Origin of the sequence: Streptomyces wuyuanensis (assembly GCF_900103455.1) — a bacterium.
Taxonomy (GTDB): Bacteria; Actinomycetota; Actinomycetes; order Streptomycetales; family Streptomycetaceae; genus Streptomyces; species Streptomyces wuyuanensis.
Genome location: NZ_FNHI01000006.1, coordinates 148,515 through 164,465 on the forward strand (window position 1 = coordinate 148,515; position 15,951 = coordinate 164,465).

At 73.7% G+C, this 15,951-nt stretch carries 14 protein-coding genes and 1 pseudogene; 6 read left to right on the forward strand and 9 right to left on the reverse strand.

All coding sequences use genetic code 11. From position 1 onward, the window contains the following. Positions 1–79 precede the first annotated feature (79 nt). Positions 80–853, forward strand: a complete 774-nt coding sequence (locus tag BLT82_RS11310; RefSeq protein ID WP_093653784.1) for a creatininase family protein — start codon at positions 80–82, stop codon at positions 851–853. Continuing rightward, positions 850–1,761: a RibD family protein gene (locus BLT82_RS37840; protein ID WP_093653921.1), complete on the forward strand. Its 912-nt coding sequence runs from the start codon at positions 850–852 to the stop codon at positions 1,759–1,761. The genes BLT82_RS11310 and BLT82_RS37840 overlap by 4 nt, the downstream gene beginning before the upstream one ends. Here the strand turns inward: BLT82_RS37840 and BLT82_RS11320 are convergent. From BLT82_RS11320 to BLT82_RS11340, 5 genes and pseudogenes are all read right to left on the reverse strand, one after another. Next, a pseudogene (locus BLT82_RS11320) lies at positions 1,663–2,607 on the reverse strand (lysylphosphatidylglycerol synthase transmembrane domain-containing protein); the annotation flags it as partial. The gene BLT82_RS37840 and the pseudogene BLT82_RS11320 sit on opposite strands and share 99 nt — an antisense overlap. A 26-nt stretch (positions 2,608–2,633) precedes the next feature. Beyond that, complete coding sequence (locus tag BLT82_RS11325) at positions 2,634–3,587, reverse strand: methyltransferase domain-containing protein (protein WP_093653785.1); 954 nt, start codon at positions 3,585–3,587, stop codon at positions 2,634–2,636. After that, positions 3,584–4,771, reverse strand: a complete 1,188-nt coding sequence (locus BLT82_RS11330; protein WP_093653786.1) for a glycosyltransferase family 4 protein — start codon at positions 4,769–4,771, stop codon at positions 3,584–3,586. Before BLT82_RS11330 ends, BLT82_RS11325 begins: the two co-directional genes overlap by 4 nt. Further along, positions 4,768–5,166 carry a 6-pyruvoyl trahydropterin synthase family protein gene (locus BLT82_RS11335; protein WP_093653787.1) on the reverse strand — a complete coding sequence of 133 codons (399 nt, stop codon included), beginning with the start codon at positions 5,164–5,166 and terminating at the stop codon, positions 4,768–4,770. Before BLT82_RS11335 ends, BLT82_RS11330 begins: the two co-directional genes overlap by 4 nt. Before the next feature lie 230 nt (positions 5,167–5,396). Further along, positions 5,397–6,377 (reverse strand): zinc-dependent alcohol dehydrogenase, encoded by a 981-nt coding sequence (locus BLT82_RS11340; RefSeq protein ID WP_093653788.1) that lies wholly within the window; start codon positions 6,375–6,377, stop codon positions 5,397–5,399. A gap of 115 nt (positions 6,378–6,492) precedes the next feature. Between BLT82_RS11340 and BLT82_RS11345 the strand changes: the two genes are divergently transcribed. Further along, positions 6,493–7,284: a CDP-alcohol phosphatidyltransferase family protein gene (locus BLT82_RS11345; protein WP_093653789.1), complete on the forward strand. Its 792-nt coding sequence runs from the start codon at positions 6,493–6,495 to the stop codon at positions 7,282–7,284. A gap of 393 nt (positions 7,285–7,677) precedes the next feature. Here BLT82_RS11345 and BLT82_RS11350 read toward each other — a convergent pair whose 3' ends face one another. Next, positions 7,678–9,723: an alkaline phosphatase family protein gene (locus BLT82_RS11350; RefSeq protein WP_244291919.1), complete on the reverse strand. Its 2,046-nt coding sequence runs from the start codon at positions 9,721–9,723 to the stop codon at positions 7,678–7,680. A gap of 651 nt (positions 9,724–10,374) precedes the next feature. Between BLT82_RS11350 and BLT82_RS11355 the strand changes: the two genes are divergently transcribed. Together BLT82_RS11355 and BLT82_RS11360 are read left to right on the forward strand one after the other, a co-directional pair. Beyond that, entirely contained in the window at positions 10,375–11,118 is a 744-nt protein-coding gene (locus BLT82_RS11355; RefSeq protein WP_093653790.1) for a histidine phosphatase family protein, read from the forward strand. A gap of 224 nt (positions 11,119–11,342) precedes the next feature. Further along, positions 11,343–12,932, forward strand: coding sequence for an ABC-F family ATP-binding cassette domain-containing protein (locus BLT82_RS11360; RefSeq protein ID WP_093653923.1), 1,590 nt, complete (start codon positions 11,343–11,345; stop codon positions 12,930–12,932). A 133-nt stretch (positions 12,933–13,065) separates the two neighbouring features. On the opposite strand, the gene BLT82_RS11365 is transcribed toward BLT82_RS11360, so the two are convergent. After that, positions 13,066–14,055: a serine hydrolase gene (locus tag BLT82_RS11365; protein ID WP_244291920.1), complete on the reverse strand. Its 990-nt coding sequence runs from the start codon at positions 14,053–14,055 to the stop codon at positions 13,066–13,068. Between the two features lie 412 nt (positions 14,056–14,467). On the opposite strand from BLT82_RS11365, the gene BLT82_RS11370 reads away from it, so the two are divergent. Then, entirely contained in the window at positions 14,468–14,794 is a 327-nt protein-coding gene (locus tag BLT82_RS11370) for a carboxymuconolactone decarboxylase family protein (RefSeq protein ID WP_093653792.1), read from the forward strand. Positions 14,795–14,976: 182 nt separating this feature from the next. On the opposite strand, the gene BLT82_RS11375 is transcribed toward BLT82_RS11370, so the two are convergent. Continuing rightward, complete coding sequence (locus tag BLT82_RS11375) at positions 14,977–15,552, reverse strand: GNAT family N-acetyltransferase (RefSeq protein ID WP_107490247.1); 576 nt, start codon at positions 15,550–15,552, stop codon at positions 14,977–14,979. Between the two features lie 184 nt (positions 15,553–15,736). After that, positions 15,737–15,928, reverse strand: a complete 192-nt coding sequence (locus BLT82_RS11385; protein ID WP_093653793.1) for a hypothetical protein — start codon at positions 15,926–15,928, stop codon at positions 15,737–15,739. Positions 15,929–15,951: the final 23 nt, after the last annotated feature.

The following is a 15,951-nucleotide window of genomic DNA, read 5'->3' on the forward strand; positions in this document are numbered from 1 at the left end:
TGACCGGTGTTTAAAGCCGGTTCCGGTCGGCCGCATCTCATGGAACGCAGAAAGTGCGCGGAAAGAAAGGGGCGGGAACATGACCGACCCGCAGGTACGGCCGCCGGAACTCGGCCTGCTGCCGTTGGACACGACCCGGGACGCGGGTGCGGGACGAGCGGACGTCGCCGTCCTGCCGATCGGCAGCTTCGAGCAGCACGGCCCGTATCTCCCCCTGGCCACCGACACGTTGATCGCCTGCGCGATCGCACGTGAGGTCGCCGCCGCGTACCCGGTCCACCGGCTGCCACCGGTGACGTTCTCCTGCTCGCACGAGCACTCGGCCTGGCCGGGCACCGTCAGCATTTCCGCCACGACGCTCCATGCCGTGGTGGGTGACATCGCCGAATCGCTCCGGCGTTCCGGTGTGCGCAATCTCGTGCTGATCAACGGGCACGGCGGAAACTACGTCCTGCGCAACGTGGTTCAGGAGTCCCTCGGCACCGGCGTCCGCATGGCTCTTTTCCCCGGATCGGCCGACTGGAGTGCGGCACGGGAACGCGCCGGTGTGGAGACCCCGTCGCACAGCGATATGCACGCGGGTGAAGTGGAGACTTCGATTCTGCTGCATGACCATCCCGAACTCGTACGCCCCGGTCATATGACCTCCGATTTCCTCGCCGACGACCGGGAGCATTTGCTCACCCTCGGTCTGCGCCCTTACACGGAGACCGGTGTGGTCGGCCGGCCTTCTCTGGCATCGGCGGAGAAGGGCAAGGAATTGCTGGCCACTCTCGTCGATTCCTTCGGTGCGTATTTCTCGTTGCTGGCGCCGGAACGTTCCGCCGCCCCGGCCGGGGAGGTGGCCCGATGAGCGGACTTCCCCTCGACCGGCCGGCCGGTGCGCTCGACGCGCGCGGTGCCTGGGAGCGCCTGCTGCGCATACGGACCGAGGCGGACGCCGAGGCCGCCGGACTTCTCCGCGACGCGCACGGGCGGCACCGGTGGACGCAGGACGCCTCCGCCGAGGCGGACCTCCTCGCCGAGCGCTATCTGCCGCTGTGCCTGGCCGGACCTCGCTTCACCTTCGCCCAACTCGGCCAGAGCCTCGACGGATTCATCGCCACCCGCAAGGGCGACGCCGACTACGTCACCGGCCCCGAGGACCGCGAACACCTGCACCGGCTGCGCGCGCTCTCCGACGCGGTGGTCGTCGGCGCCGGGACCGCCGTCGCCGACGACCCCCGGCTGACGGTCCGCGCCTGCCCCGGCCCGCACCCGGTGCGCGTCGTCCTCGACCCGCACGGCCGCGTCCCGCCGACCCGGCAGGTGTTCACCGACGGTGCGGCCCCCACCCTGTGGGTGGTGGGCGCCGGCAGTGGGCACGGGCAGGCGGACGGCGCGGCCGGCAGCGGAGTGGACGTACTGGTCCTCCCCGACTCCGCCGCGTTCGCCCCCCGCCGCCTGGTGCACGAACTCGCGCGCCGGGGACTCGGCCGGGTGCTCGTGGAGGGCGGCGGCGTGACCGTGTCCCGCTTCCTGCACGAGGGCGCCCTCGACCGGCTGTACGTCACCGTGGCGCCGGTGCTCATCGGCGACGGCGTGCCCGGTCTCGCCTTCCCCGGCCCCGACGTGATGCGGGACGCGCTCCGGCCGCCCGTGCGCCGCGCCTTCCTCGGCGAGGACACCCTCTTCGAACTCGACCTGCGCGCCCCGCAGTCCGGCGAACCATTGGACGGCGAGCACGGCGGCTCCGGGGAGGGCGGCGGCGAAGGCCAGTAGCCCGTAGGCCACGGCAGTGCTCAGTCCCTGGGCACTGCCCAGGCCCGCGGCGCCGAAGGCCCAGGCGGTGACACCCTCCCTGGGCCCCCAGCCGCCCACGTTCAGCGGCAGGGCCATCGCGAGCAGCGCCAGCACCATCAGGGGCAGCAACTCGGCGGCGGAGGCCGCCGACCCGGCGGCCCGGGCGGCGAGGAGGAACATTCCCAGGTGCCCGGCCAGCACGGCGACGGACGAGACCAGCACCGCCGGACCGTGGCGCCGGCCGAGGAACGCCACCCGTGCCTCGGCCAGCGTGCCGCGGAGCGCCCGGCCCCACCGCGAGGTGTCCGGCCCGCCCCGCCGCCGTACGGCGACGACCGCGACCAGAGCGGCCGCCACGGCGAGCACCGCGGCCGCGCCCGGTGCCGTGACGAAGTCCCGCACGGCACCCCCGGCCCGGTCCAGCGGCCCGGACGGATGCGCCACCAGCAGCACGGCACCGACGGCCACCAGGACCGCCTGACCGGCCACACGCTCGAGGACGACCGCGCGCACCCCGCGGCCCAGGGCGCCGGCGCTGCGCCCGTGCCGCACCGCCCGGTGCACGTCACCGGCCACCCCACCGGGCAGCGCGGCGTTCAGGAACAGCGATCGGTAGTAGGCGGCGACGGCCGCGCCGAACGCCAGCCGGATGTCCAGCGCCCGTGCCACCAGGCACCAGCGCCACGCGCTCAGCACCGTGGTGAACAGGCCGATGCCCAGGGCGGCCAGCAGCGTGGGCGCGTCGATGCCGCGCAGCCCGTCCACGAACGCGCCCGTGCCCTGCCACCACAGCGTCGCCGCGACCAGCGCCGCCCCGGCGAGCATGCCGAGACGCCCCCGGACCGCCCTGATCACGAGCTGCCGCCCGTCCGTCCGGGCAGCGCCAGCACATCGCTGTGATGGACCACCACGCTCAACTCGCCTGCCTCGCAGGCCTCCAGACGCCGCCGCAGATAGGCGTCGGCGCGGGAGGCGAGGTCCGGCCGCTGCTCACACGCCGCGCCGACCCAGCCCCGCAGCCACTCCGCGGTGAGCCGTCGGGACAACCGCTCGTCGGGCGCCCGGCCGGCACCGTCCGCGGCCCCCGGGGCCGCCGCCGCGTCCGCGGAGACCCCCGCCCCGGCGCCCAGCCGCCACGGGCTGGTCTGCACCCGCACGGTCATGCCCCGGCGGGCGAAGGCGACGGATGCCGCCGCGACCGCGTCGGGCCCGAGCAGCTTGCGGCCGTGCTCCTCACGACGCTGATGGGCGTTGAAGGCGTCGGTGATCTCGGCGTCCATCGGGTCCGCGGGGGCGAGGTCCACCCGCCCCACCACCGACAGCGCCAGCAGCGCGGGGCAGCCGGCCCCGGCGCAGGCCGCGACCAGCCCGTCCAGCTCCTCCCGGGTGAGCACGTCCAGCAGCGCGGACGCCGTCACCAGCGAGGTGCCCATGAGGCGTTCCGCCGTCAGCCGGGAGACGTCACCGCGCTCCGTCGCGACCGTGACGGGGCTGCCGTCGGCTGCCGTACGGGGCAGCCGGGTGGAGGCCAGTTCGAGCAGCCGCGGGTCGTGGTCGTGCAGGATCCAGTGCTGGCGGCCGCTCAGCCGGGGCGCCAGCCAGCGTCCCATCGAACCGGTGCCGCAGCCGAGGTCCCGGATCACCAGCGGGGCGACCCGCCCGTGCCGGTCCGCCGGAGCCGCGCCGGAACCGGGCAGACGGAGCCGCAGCGGTTCCAGGAGTTCGGGCGCGCGGGCCGCCGCGTCGGCGGCCTCCCGCAGCGCCAGCCACTCCGGCGCGTAGCGCGTGACATCGGTCGTACTCACACGGCCTCCTGGGGGTTCTGCCGGAGTTGTTCCAGCGCCTTGGCCAGGCTCCGGGAGGTCGTCTCCCAGCCGGCCAGTGCGGTGCGCCGCCGTCGCGCGGCCGTCTTCGAGCGGTGCCTCTCGCCGGGCACGGCGAGCCAGCGCCGCAGCGCCGCTGCGAGCGCCGCCGGGTCGCGCGGCGGCACGAGCGTGCCGGGCACACTGCCGTCGGGCGCCAGCCCCACAGCCTCCGGGAGCCCGCCCGCGGCCGTCGCCAGCACGGGGACACCGCGCGCGAGCGCCTCCGTGACGACCATTCCGTAGGTCTCGGTGTGCGACGCGAGCACCAGCAGGTCGGCGGCCGCGTAGCTCGCGTTCAGTTCGGGACCGGACCGGGGACCGGCGAGGCGCACCCGGTCGCCGAGGCCGTGCTCGGCGATCAGTTCCCGGAGCCGGGCGACATAGCCGGGATCGTGGCCGGTGCCGCCCACGAGGTCGCAGGTCCAGGGCAGTCCGGCGACGGTCGCCAGCGCCTCGACCAGGAGGTGCTGGCCCTTGCGCGGGGTCACCGAGGCCACGCAGAGCAGCCGGGGGCCGTCACCGTCCCGCGCCGCACCGGGCACCGCCGGCGCGCCGGTGGCGGTGCCGGGCGCGAGCGGCGCGACATCCGCGCCGGGGACGGCGACATGCACCCGTTCCGGGTCGAGCCCGTGGTGCTCCACGAGCCGTCCCGCCGCCCACTCGCTGGGCGCGACGACCGCCGCCGCTGCCCGCAGCGTCGTGCGCTCCGCGGCGTCCAGCTCCGCGGCCACGGCCGGGTCGAGCCCGGTCTCGTCGCCCAGCGGCAGATGCACCAGTACCGCCAGCCGCAGCCGGTCGGCCTCGGGTACGACGACGTCGGGCACACCGCACGCGACGAGGCCGTCGAGGAGGACCAGGCTGCCGTCGGCGGACTCCCGCAGCACCCGGGCCAGTTCGGCCCGCGGCACGGCACCGGGCCGCGGCCATGTGCCCGCGACGGCGTGCTCGTGGACCTGCCACCCGATCCTGGGCAGCTCACGGCACACCCGGCGGTCGTAGACGTTTCCGCCGCTCGGCGCGGCCGGGTCGTCCACGCCCCCCGGCATGACGAACCGGACGACGCGGTCCGGGGTTCCGGCGGCGGTGCCGTCCTGGGGACGCGTGCTCACGGAGCCCGCTCTCACAGATCCCGCTCGTAACTCGCCCACGCGATGTGCGACTCGTGCAGCGTGACCGACACGCCGGACAGCCCCCGCGCCCCCTCGCCCAGCGCCCCGGAGTGCACCCGGTCCGCGAGCCGGTCGGCGATGACCTTGGCGAGGAACTCGGTGGACGTGTTGATGCCGGCGAACTCGGGCACCTCGTCCAGATTGCGGTAGTTGAACTCGCCGACAACCTTGCCCAGTTCGGCGGTGGCGAGGCCGATGTCGACGACGAGACTGTCGTCGTCCAGCTCGGCACGGCGGAAGGTGGCGTCGACGAGGTACGTCGCTCCGTGCAGACGCTGCGCGGGCCCGAAGACCTCGCCGTGGAAGCTGTGAGCGATCATCAGGTGCTCACGGACGGTGACGCTGAACAACGGCTGTGACCTCCCGGTCGTACGGCTCGGCCGCCGGCGGGCGGCCGTGTCCATCAGTACGGCCGGAGAGTACTGCGCGTTCAAAGACGCAGGTCGTTCGGATTTCCGCCGGGGACGGGGTGCTGCGTACGGGCTCGAACGGGGTGCCGAACGCCGTACGCCGGGGGTCGCCCGGCAGCTCGCGGGCACGGCGACCCGGATCCGGCCGCCCAGCGGCGACCCGGACCCGGCTACGAAGCGTCGTACACCACCCGGTGGCACAGGCCCGGCAGTTCACCCGCGGCGATCCTCGCCATCGCCGACGGCAGCTCCTCGAAGGCGCATTCACCCGTGATCAGCGCGTCGAACACGGGGTCGGCGAGCAGGTCGAGCGAGAGCGCGAGACGGTCGGCGTAGCTGCGGCGGGAACGCCGGGCCTCGGCCACCCGTCCCACCTGACTGCCGCGCAGGACCAGCCGGCCGGAGTGGAAGGCCTCGCCCAGCGGCACGCTGATCCTCCGGTCGCCGTACCAGCTCAGCTCGAGCACCGTCCCCTCCGGCGCGAGCAGTTCCAGCGAGCGCGTCAGACCGGCCTCGGTGGCACTGGCGTGCACGGCGAGGTCGCAGTCGCCGAGGGCCTCCTCCGGGAGGGCGAAGTCGACCCCGAGCGCCTCGGCCAGGGCGGCCCGTGCAGGGTCCGCGTCGACCAACTGCACCCGCACGCCCGGGTACCGGGCGAGCAGCGCGGCGACGGAGCCGCCGATCATCCCGGCGCCGACGACCGCGATCCGGTCGCCCACCAGGGGCGCGGCGTCCCACAGGGCGTTCACCGCGGTCTCCACGGTCCCCGCCAGCACCGCCCGTCCGGCGGGCACCGTGTCCGGCACCGGGGTGACCGCGCTCGCCGGAACGACGTAACGGCTCTGGTGCGGATGGAGGCAGAACACCGTCCTGCCGAGGAGCCGCGCGGGACCCTCCTCGACGACACCGACGCTGAGATAGCCGTACTTGACCGGACCGGGGAACTCGCCCTCCTGGAACGGCGCCCGCATCGCCGCGTACTGGCTCTCCGGCACCCCGCCGCGGAAGACGAGGCTCTCCGTGCCGCGGCTCACCCCGGAGCAGAGGCTGCGCACCACCACGTCGCCCTCGCCGGGCTCCGCCAGAAGAACATCCCGAATCTCGCCCTGACCTGGGGATTTGAGCCAGAAGGCGCGTGCGACGCGCTTCATCCACGACCTCCCTCTGAACACTCCCGCGACGGTTTACGTTCTGAAAATCATGAGACCGCGCACACCGTACGCGGCACTCGTCGACTCTGTCACACGTCCGGAGGGTGGTACCGCGGTGGCCCTGATCGGCACCTACGAGACTCGGCTGCTGCGCCCGGAGACGGCAGCGGGGGCGGGCGCGCAGACGGTCCTGCTGATCCTGCTGGACGCGGCGACCGGACTGGGCACCGCCGGCTGGCTGGCGGGCGCGGCGTTCACGGTCGCGACGTGGGCGCTGCTCACGCGTGCCCTGCACCGGTCGTGGCCGCCGAGGCCTTTCGGTCCCGCGAACGCCGTCACGCTGGTCCGGACGACGCTCGTCGGCGGGGTGACCGCGCTGGTCGCGGAGTCCTTCGCGAGCGGGCCCCGGACCGCGGCCCTCGTCGCGCTGACGGCGGTGGCACTGGTCCTCGACGCGGTCGACGGCCAGGTCGCCCGGCGCACCGGGACGGAGTCCGCGCTGGGCGCGCGCTTCGACATGGAGGCTGACGCGTTCCTCATCCTCGTGCTCAGCGTCCACGTGGCCGGCTCGCTGGGCGCGTGGGTGCTGCTGATCGGCGCGATGCGGTACGTGTTCGTCGCCGCGGCGCAGGCACTTCCGTGGCTCAACGGTCCGCTGCCGCCGAGCATGGCCCGCAAGACCGTGGCCGCGCTCCAGGGCATCGTCCTGCTCGTCGCCGCGGCCGGCCTCCTCCCGGTCGTGGCCGCCTGGTTGCTCGTCCTCGGCGCACTCGCCTCGCTCGTCTGGTCCTTCGGCCGCGACATCAGGGGCCTCTGGTGCGTCAGGTCCCGCGACGGCGCCCCGGTCGCGCGTACGTCCCGGCCGCGCGTCGCGGTGGTACGGGAGCGGGCGCACGAGGGGGTCTGACCCGCCGGCCGAGGCGAAGGTGTGGCGGGCGCGGGGGGCCCGCCACCGTCCCGGCCGGTGCGGCGAGGGCCCCGGCCGGGGACGGCCGGGGCCCTTCGCATGGCGGGGTGCGGAGCTGCCGGGGCGGCAGCGGGGGTGCGGGCGCCGGGCCGAGGGGTGGGACGGACGCGGGCGGCCGGGCGGCCGAGCGGCGGGGCGTGGGGTGCGTGGCGGGTACGGAGTCGCCGAGGACGCAGCGCGGGCGCCGGCGCGAGGGGCGGACGGACGTGCATGGGCGGCCGGGCATGGGGTGCGTGGGGAGCGGCAGACGTCGGGCATGGTGGGTACTCGTCAGGCACGGCAGGCGGCCGGCTCGTCGGCGGGGCTCACCCCGTCCGGGCGCGCGAAGTCCTCTCAGCGCCCCGTCGCCGCCGACGCCGCTCCCGGTCGGTCCCCGTACGCGGCGAGGAACCGGTCGCGGAAAGCGTCCATCCGCCAGACCGGCGCGTCCGGGCCGGGCTTGAGACCGGGGTGCCAGTCCCAGTCGGAGAGGCGGTCCAGCACGGCCGGGTCGCGGGCGAGGATGGTGACGGGAACGTCCCGGCCGAGCTTGTCCTCCGTGACCGTTGACACGGGCTGGTGGTCGCCGAGGAACACCAGCACGGTGTTCTCGTCGCCGTACTTCTCCACGTACGTGATGAGGCTCGTCAGCGAGTACTCGATCGCACGCCGGTACTCCGTGCGGACCTGCGCCGGGTCCTTCCAGACCTCCTCGGGGTCCTTGCCCTCCTCCTTGACGGCGTCGTAGACGGACCCGTCACCGATCTCGTCCCAGCCGAGCGTCCTCGGGATCGGCGCCCACGGATTGTGGCTCGACGCGAGGATGATCTCCGCCATCATCGGTCCGCGGCCCGGCCTTCCGTGCTCCAGCCGCTCGAAAGCGGAGAGGCTGTACTGGTCCGGCACCGGAGTCCAGCTGAACTTCGGCCCCTTGTAGCCCATGGTGCGCGAGTCGTACACGTGGTCGAGGCCGTAGAACTTCCCTTCCGGCCAGGACCGTGTGACGCCGGGCATGATGCCGACCGTCCGCCAGGCCCCCGTCTTCCGGAACGCACTGGTGAGCGTCATCCGGTCGCCGGAGGTGAGGTTGCGGTACCGCTGCTGGTTCTTTATCCACAGGCCCGAGTTGAAGGTCGAGTGCGCCAGCCAGCTCCCGCCGCCGTACGTCGGCGACGTGAGGAACGCGCTCCGGGAGGACCAGCCGGCCGCTCGCAGCCGGCGGTCCCCGTCCGCGAGCAGCGCGGAGACCCGCGGCCCCATCTCCGGGTCCTGGACCGCGCTTCGCCCGTAGCTCTCGATGAAGGCGAAGAGGACGTCCTTGCCGCGCAGTCCGGTGAGCAGCCGGTCGGCGGGTACGTCGGCGAAGTCGTCGTCGGCGGACTCCCGGGCGAACTCCTCCTTGTCCCGCAGCCCGGCGCGCACCTGCTGCACCCGGTCCTGGAGGAACTCGGCCGAACTGCCGGACGCAACGGGCACGGCCGTGTTCCGCACCCCCAGCGCGGCGCACACGACCCACACGGTCCCGAGCACGAGCGTGCCTGTCGCCGCCGCGGCACCGTGTCCGGCCAGAACGCGGTTCAGCCGTACGGCAGCCCACGCCGTGAGGACGAGCAGCAGGATCACGAGGACGACGACCCCGATCACAACGCCGATCGCGCCGGCCGGACCCATGGAGTCCCGGAGGAACGACTGACCGTCGTCGAGGAGGATCCAGTCGAGCACGAGGTCGAACGGTCGCTTGTAGACGGCGTCGAACCCGATGTCGAGCAGCTTGACTACGACCATCAGGCCCAGTGCCGTCCCGGCGGTCGCCGGGACGAGGCGCCTCACCCGGCCGGTCCGGCCCGGTCCCAGGAGGAGCAGCGCGGCGACGGCCCAGATCCCCTCACCCGGCAGGCGGAGGAACATCGGCGCCGTGAGATGCCCGACCTTGTTCGGCAGGAGCAGCGCGGCGAGGACGAGCAGGACGGCCAGGGTGGTTGTGCCGTGGCGGACCACGCGCGCCGCGACCGGGTGACGGCCACGCCACCCCACGCTTCCGGCCGTCGCCGGCCGGTCCTTGCACTCATCGCCCTGGGTCTGGATCTGGGGCCGGAGCTCGGTGTCGGTCCGGGCGTTCGCGTCAGCGGCGCCGTCGGCCGGGGCACCCCCGGCGTCGTCGCTCATGACGCCCTGACCGGCACCCGCCCCGTGCTCCCCCTGCTCTGCCTCGGCACCGCCGTCCGGGCGGCCTGCCGAGGGACCGCCTCGGGAGCCGTCGGGCACCGGCCGGTCGTCGGCATCCGTGCCGCCGTGCGTCCCGGTTTCCACGGCCGGAGCCGTGGCCTGGGCCGGCAGGCGGCTTGAGCGTGTCCAGAGCGCCACCCGAAGGTCCTTCCGCGCAGGGCCGTTGATCGGCATGACGACAGGGCCGTCATGCCCGCGACTACCTGTACGGCCCGCCGACGGGTTCAGTTCAAGCGCCGGGTCCGCCCGCCGATGACATCGCGATCGCCCGGTCCGCGGCAACTCCCGATGCGTTCGCGGCCCCGGCGGCGACCAGGGGCATGGGAGGGAGCCCACGGGCCACCGGCCCGGTACGGCACGGCACCGCTCGGGCGCTGGCGCTCCGACGCCGGCCACGGGTACGGGCCACCTGCTCGGTACGGCCCGGCCCGGTACGGCACGGCACCGCTCGGGCACTGGCGCTCCGACGCCGCCCCGCCGCCCCCACCGGCCAGTCGGCGGGGGCGGTCCGGACACCTGCCGGATGGTCGGTCCGGGCGGCCGTGCCCGACGCTGGAGCGCATGAGGCCCGACGTCCAGCAGACCGTGCCGTCCGCCGCAGTCGCCGCGGACAGCTCCCGCCGGCGCGTGCCGCCGACGGTCCGGCCCGTCGGGATCGTCCTCACCCGCGCCCTTGCGATCTTCGGCGGGTCCGCAGCCCCTGCGGGCCCCGCCGGCGGCCGCTCGCGCACCTGTTGCGCGCGGCCCCACACACGCCCGCCGATCAGCTGACCGGCGGCGGCAGGAGTCCGGCGCACCGCCGGACCCGGAAGGAGGTCGGTCGTCATGACGGTCCGCCTGACGCTTCTCTGTGCGGCCGCGGGGGACGGCACGCGAGGCACCCGGAGCGCGGTCTTCGGTGACGGGCCCCCGAGCGAGCGCGTCCTGCGGGAAGCCGGCGCCGCCCGTGCGGCGCTGCCCTCGTACGTGCCCTCCCTCCGGGCACCTTCGGCCCGCTGCGCGACCGTCGCCGCCGCCCTCGGACTGGAACCTGCGGTCGAGCCCGTGCTGCGCGACATCGACTACGGCGCCTGGCGCGGCCGTACCGTCGAGGAGGTCGCCGCCGCCGACCCCGACGGCTTCACGGCCTGGCTCCGTGATCCGGACGGCACACCCCACGGCGGTGAGTCGGTACGCCGGCTGTGCCGCCGTACCGCCGACTGGCTGGACGGGCTGCCGCCGGACACCGGCCAGGTCTTGGTGATCGCCGAGGCGGCGGCCGTCCGGGCCCTGCTCGTGCACGCCCTGTCGGCGCCGGCGCGGGCCTTCTGGCGCCTCGACGCCCCGGCCCTGTGCACGATCTCGTACCCCGCGCGCGACGGCCGCTGGGCAGTCCGGCCCGGCCGCCTCCCCGTCTACTGCCGTCCCGGCCCGGGTGCCTGGGGCGTCTCGGGCGTGGCGGACGTCTCCGCCGTCGTCCGGCACGTCGGCGCGGCGCGGGCGACCGAGGCACGGAGCGCCGCACGCCGCCGGATGGTCTCCGGCGTGCGTGCGCGTACGGACCGGGACGACGTGAACGCGGCCGGGTGACCCCGGGCGCCGTACGGGACGACGTGAACGCGGCCGGTGACCCGGGCGCCGTACGGGACGCGGTTGCCCGGCCCGGATCCCCGGGGCCCCCAACCTCAGGCGAGACGGAGCGTCTTGCTAACCCAGCCGTCGGCTGCTGCTCTCCGATATAGACGAGACGTTGCGTCTCGCTAATCGACAGTCCCGGAGGGTCGCCCTTGTTCCCAGTCGTCCCCGCCACCGCCGTGCCCGGTACCACCACATCCCAGCTCACGCTCACCGACGTCACGAAGCGCTACGACGACATCACCGTCCTCGACCGCGTCTCGTTCCGCGTCCGGCCGGGCGAGAAGGCCGGCGTCGTCGGCGACAACGGCTCCGGCAAGTCCACGCTCCTGCGGCTGCTCGCCGGCCGGGAGCGACCCGACGACGGCACGGTCACGGTCGTCGCCCCCGGCGGCATCGGCCATCTCGCCCAGACCCTGGATCTGCCCGGATCGGCACGCGTCGGCGACGCGATCGACCTGGCGCTGGCCGATCTGCGCAGGCTGGAGCGGCGTATCCGCACCGCCGAGTCCGCCCTGGCCACGACCGGCGAAGCGGGAGCCGAGGAGTACGCGCGGTTGCTCGCCGAGTTCGACGCGCGCGGCGGCCACGACGCGGACCGCGGGGTCGCGACCACCCTGCGCCGACTGGGCGAACGCGAACCGCTCGACCCCGACCGCCGGCTCGGCACGCTCTCCGGCGGCAGGCGTTCCCGTCTGGCGCTCGCCGCCGTCCTCGCGGCCTCCCCGGAGCTACTGCTCCTCGACGAACCCACCAACGACCTCGACGACGAGGCCGTCCACTGGCTGGAGGAGCGTCTTCGCGCGCACCGCGGCACGGTCGTCGCCGTCACCCACGACCGCGTCTTCCTGGAACGCGTCACCGCCACCGTGCTCGAGGTCGACCAGGACCGGCACACCGTCCGGCGCCACGGCAACGGCTACGCGGGCCACCTCGCCGCGAAGGCCGCCGACCTGGCCCGCTGGACGAGGGAGTACGAGGACTGGCGTGCCGACGTGGCCCGCCAGTCACGGCTGGCCACCACCAACATCGGCCTGCTGTCCGCGATTCCGCGCAAGGCCCCTGCTGCGTTCAGCGGGGCCGGGGCCTTCCGGGCGCGGTCCCGCGCGCACGGCGCGATGGGCCGCATCCGCAACGCCCGCGAACGCCTGCACCGGCTCACCGCGAGCCCCGTCCCGGCCCCGCCGCAGCCGCTGCGGTTCACGGCACGCATCGAGGGCGAACCGGCGGGCGGGGTCTCCCTCTCGGAAGTCGTGGTGCCCGGACGGCTCAGCCTCGACTCCCTGGAGATCCCGCCGGGCGGCCGGCTGCTGGTGACCGGCCCCATCGGCGCGGGCAAGTCGACCCTGCTCCAGCTCCTCGCAGGCGAAATCGTCCCGGTCTCCGGGGAGGTCGTACGCCCGATCCGCGTCGGCCACCTCCGCCAGACCACCCCGTCGGACCAGGACGACCGCACGGTCCTCCAGGCGTACGGCGAGGACCGGGCCGAGCAGCTCTCGGCGACGGGCCTGCTCCACGAGAGGGACTTCACCCGCCCCGTCCGCCATCTCTCCACCGGCCGGCGCCGCCGCCTCGAACTCGCACTCCTCCTGGCCGACCCGATCGACCTGCTGCTGCTCGACGAACCCACGAACCACCTCTCCCCGGCCCTGGTCGAGGAGCTGGATGCCGCCCTCGCCGCCTACCGCGGGACCCTGGTGACGGTCACCCACGACCGCCGGATGCGCCAGGGCTTCACCGGCCCGGAACTGACCCTGACCGGGACCTGACCGGTTGCTGACCGGGACGGGAGCTGACAGGGGCCAGGGATCTGACGGGGGCCAGGGCCCTGACCGGGACGGGATCTGATCGGCGCCGGCGCCTGACCGGCACCCCGGCCCCGACACAACCCGATCCGCGCTCCTATCGCGCGGCAGTCACCAGCGGTCGTGACGCCTGGTGCACCTCGGCGGTGCCGGCCGGGTACAGGTCGTGGTGGATCGCCTTGGCCACCCGCTCGATGGTCTCCATGCCGTAGTCACACCCCACCTCGGGCGACGCACCCTCGGGAACCCTGTTGTTCTCGGTCAGGATCACGAGGCCGTAATCGTAGGAGCCTCCGGTGATCGCACTCATGCTGTGGACCTTCCAGTCCCCGCGGTCCCAGGAGCTCCTGACCCCCTCCTTCGAGGAACGCTGCAACCAGCCGTTCTTGACCTGGACGACGGCGTCCGGCGGAGCACCCGCCGGCGTTCCCCAGCGCTGGTCGTCCTGCACCTCGCGCATCAGCCGCAGGATGTAGGCGCGCTCGTCGGCGCTCAGCACGGACTCGTCCTCGCCCGTGAGCAGTTGAAGCAGCTTCACCTGCTCGCGCGCGGTGATCTGGGTCAGCCCCATGAAGCCGGCGGCGTTCAGGTCGGTGTCCTCCAGCCCGGCCTCGTCGAGGAAGTCCTGGATCCTCTCCTCCCCCAGCAGGTCCCACAGGGCGTACGTCGCCTCGTTGTCCGAGTTCACGATCATCTCCCTGGCCAGGGACCGTTCCTTCCCGGACAGATCGGTGCCCTTGGCCAGCAGCAACGCTCCCAGGACGATCGGCTTGACCGTGCTGGCGGAGTCGTAGTGGACATCGGCGCGATAGCTGCACGTGGTACGGGACCTGCGGTCGTAGAGCGCGATCGAGACCCGACTCGACCGCTTCTCCAGTGACTTCACCATGTGGCGGACGAGCGCCTCCGCCAATTTGGGCTTCGCGGAGGTGCATTCGACGACGCGTCCCTTGAACCGCTGGGTCGAGTGCTCGGCCCTCAGGGTGTTCTGCGGGCCGGACTTGGGGACGATGGGGATCACGGGGTTGACGGCGATCGCAAGGACGACGACCCCGAACGCGGCCGCCGATGCGAGCTTGCTGCGCACCAACTCTCCTCCTCCCCGCACCTGTCCACAGCTGTGGACAACACGCCGCGTCCTTGCCGGCCGGCCCCCGCGGGCACGGGCCGGTACCGGTCGTGAAATCCGATTGATCATCACTTGTGGCCTGACGCTACAAGCCCGTCCCGCGCCGTGCCCCCCGGGCCGGCCAATGGGTGTACGGGACCCACCCCGGGGCCCGCCGCCCGCCGCCCCCCGTCGCGCCCACGCTGAGACCCACCGCGGGTCGGGGGCGTCCCGCTGGCGCCCCTCCTCCGCCTGCCCGGACGCTCGCTCGACGGGCGACACGCAGGAAACCGACTTACCGTCGAGCAGGAGACGCCGCACCGAGATGCGGAGCCCTGCCGCGCTTCCGCCCGGCGATCCTCGTCACGACACCGTCAGGAGACGACCTGCCATGGCCACAGCATCCGAAACCCCGGTACTGGACACACTCGCCGCGATGACGGTCGACTCGATCGAGCGGTGCGGGCTAACCCCCGACATGTTCATGCTCACCCGCATCGCGGCCCTCGCCGCCTCGGACGCTCCGCCGATCTCCTACGTCGCCCACATCGACCCCGCCCTCCAGGCCGGCATGACCGCCGACCAGCTGCAGGACGTCCTCGTCGCCATCGCCCCCATCGTGGGCACCGCGCGCGTCATGACGGCAGCCGGCAACATCGCCAAGGCACTCAGCATCGAGATCGCCGTCGCCGACGCCGCGGCCCAGGCAGGAGCGTAGGGACCGCCGGCACCCGCGCCACCAGGCGCGCCCCGGCACAGCCGTCCCGGCGCGCCTGGTCAACATCCGTGCACTCGCTGCGGGGACGCTTCCCTGCCCGCTCACCACGGATCACGGGGTCCGGCGCTGCCCAGGTCGCGGCTTCCTCGAGTTCCGGGCGTACCCCATCTCGTCGGTCCTTGCTACAGCACGAAGCGATAGAGCCTGGATTCCCTGGCCTCGAAGCCGAGTCGCTCATATAGACGATTCGCTGCCACTCTCGACGGACGCGACGTGAGGTCCACGGTTCGAGCACCCGCGGCCTCCGCCAGGCGCAGAGCCTCCTCGGTCAGAGCGCCCCCGACGCCGAGCCCTCGTGCGGCCTCGTCCACGACGACATCCTCAATACGAGCCCGCAGACCGGAAGGCAACGGGAACAGGACCAAGGTCAGCATGCCGACCACTTCCCCTTCCACCCGCGCCATCAACACCGTGCTCGCATCGGCCGAGAGCAAGCTCCGCACTGCCGCGAGATCCAACGGGTCCGCCCTACTGGAAAGTTGGGGCAGCAAGCGCGCGAATGCCTCTACCGCCTCGTCGTTCGCCTCACGGACGACCGCAACGTCAACGCTCATGATCTCGACCCTACAGAGCGACCTGCCCCACCAGGCAGCACGCCGAAGAGCACCCCGCACAGTGGATGGCCGGCAGCGCCGGACATCGGTCTCGACCGGGGCGGGCCCAGGGGCGCGTACGTCACGCTGGCGGCCCACGCTCATGACCTGTACCTGGATGAACCCGCCGACGTTCACACCGTGTTCGTTCACGTCAAACAGGTCGAGGCCGACCGGGCTCCCTGGCTGGCGGCGCAGGTCGGTCTGCAGGTGGTCGGCGAACTGGTCATGGCGCCGCTCTGACGGAGTGCGAGAGGGCCGGCCGAACCATGCCGCCGGGTAGGTCACGTCACCCCATGAACCACATGCCGACGAATATCGCGCACAGTACCGTCCACGCCGCGGCCGCCTTCCTCAGGCCTGCCACGCTGCGTGGCCAGCGCCGGTACTCGGGGATCAGCTCGTGGAACGAGTCGGCGGCCCCTCGCAGGTTGGACGCCGCCGCCCCGCCGCCGATGGCGATGACGCCCCATACCAGCATGAATGCGAGGTTCGCCCCGTGGT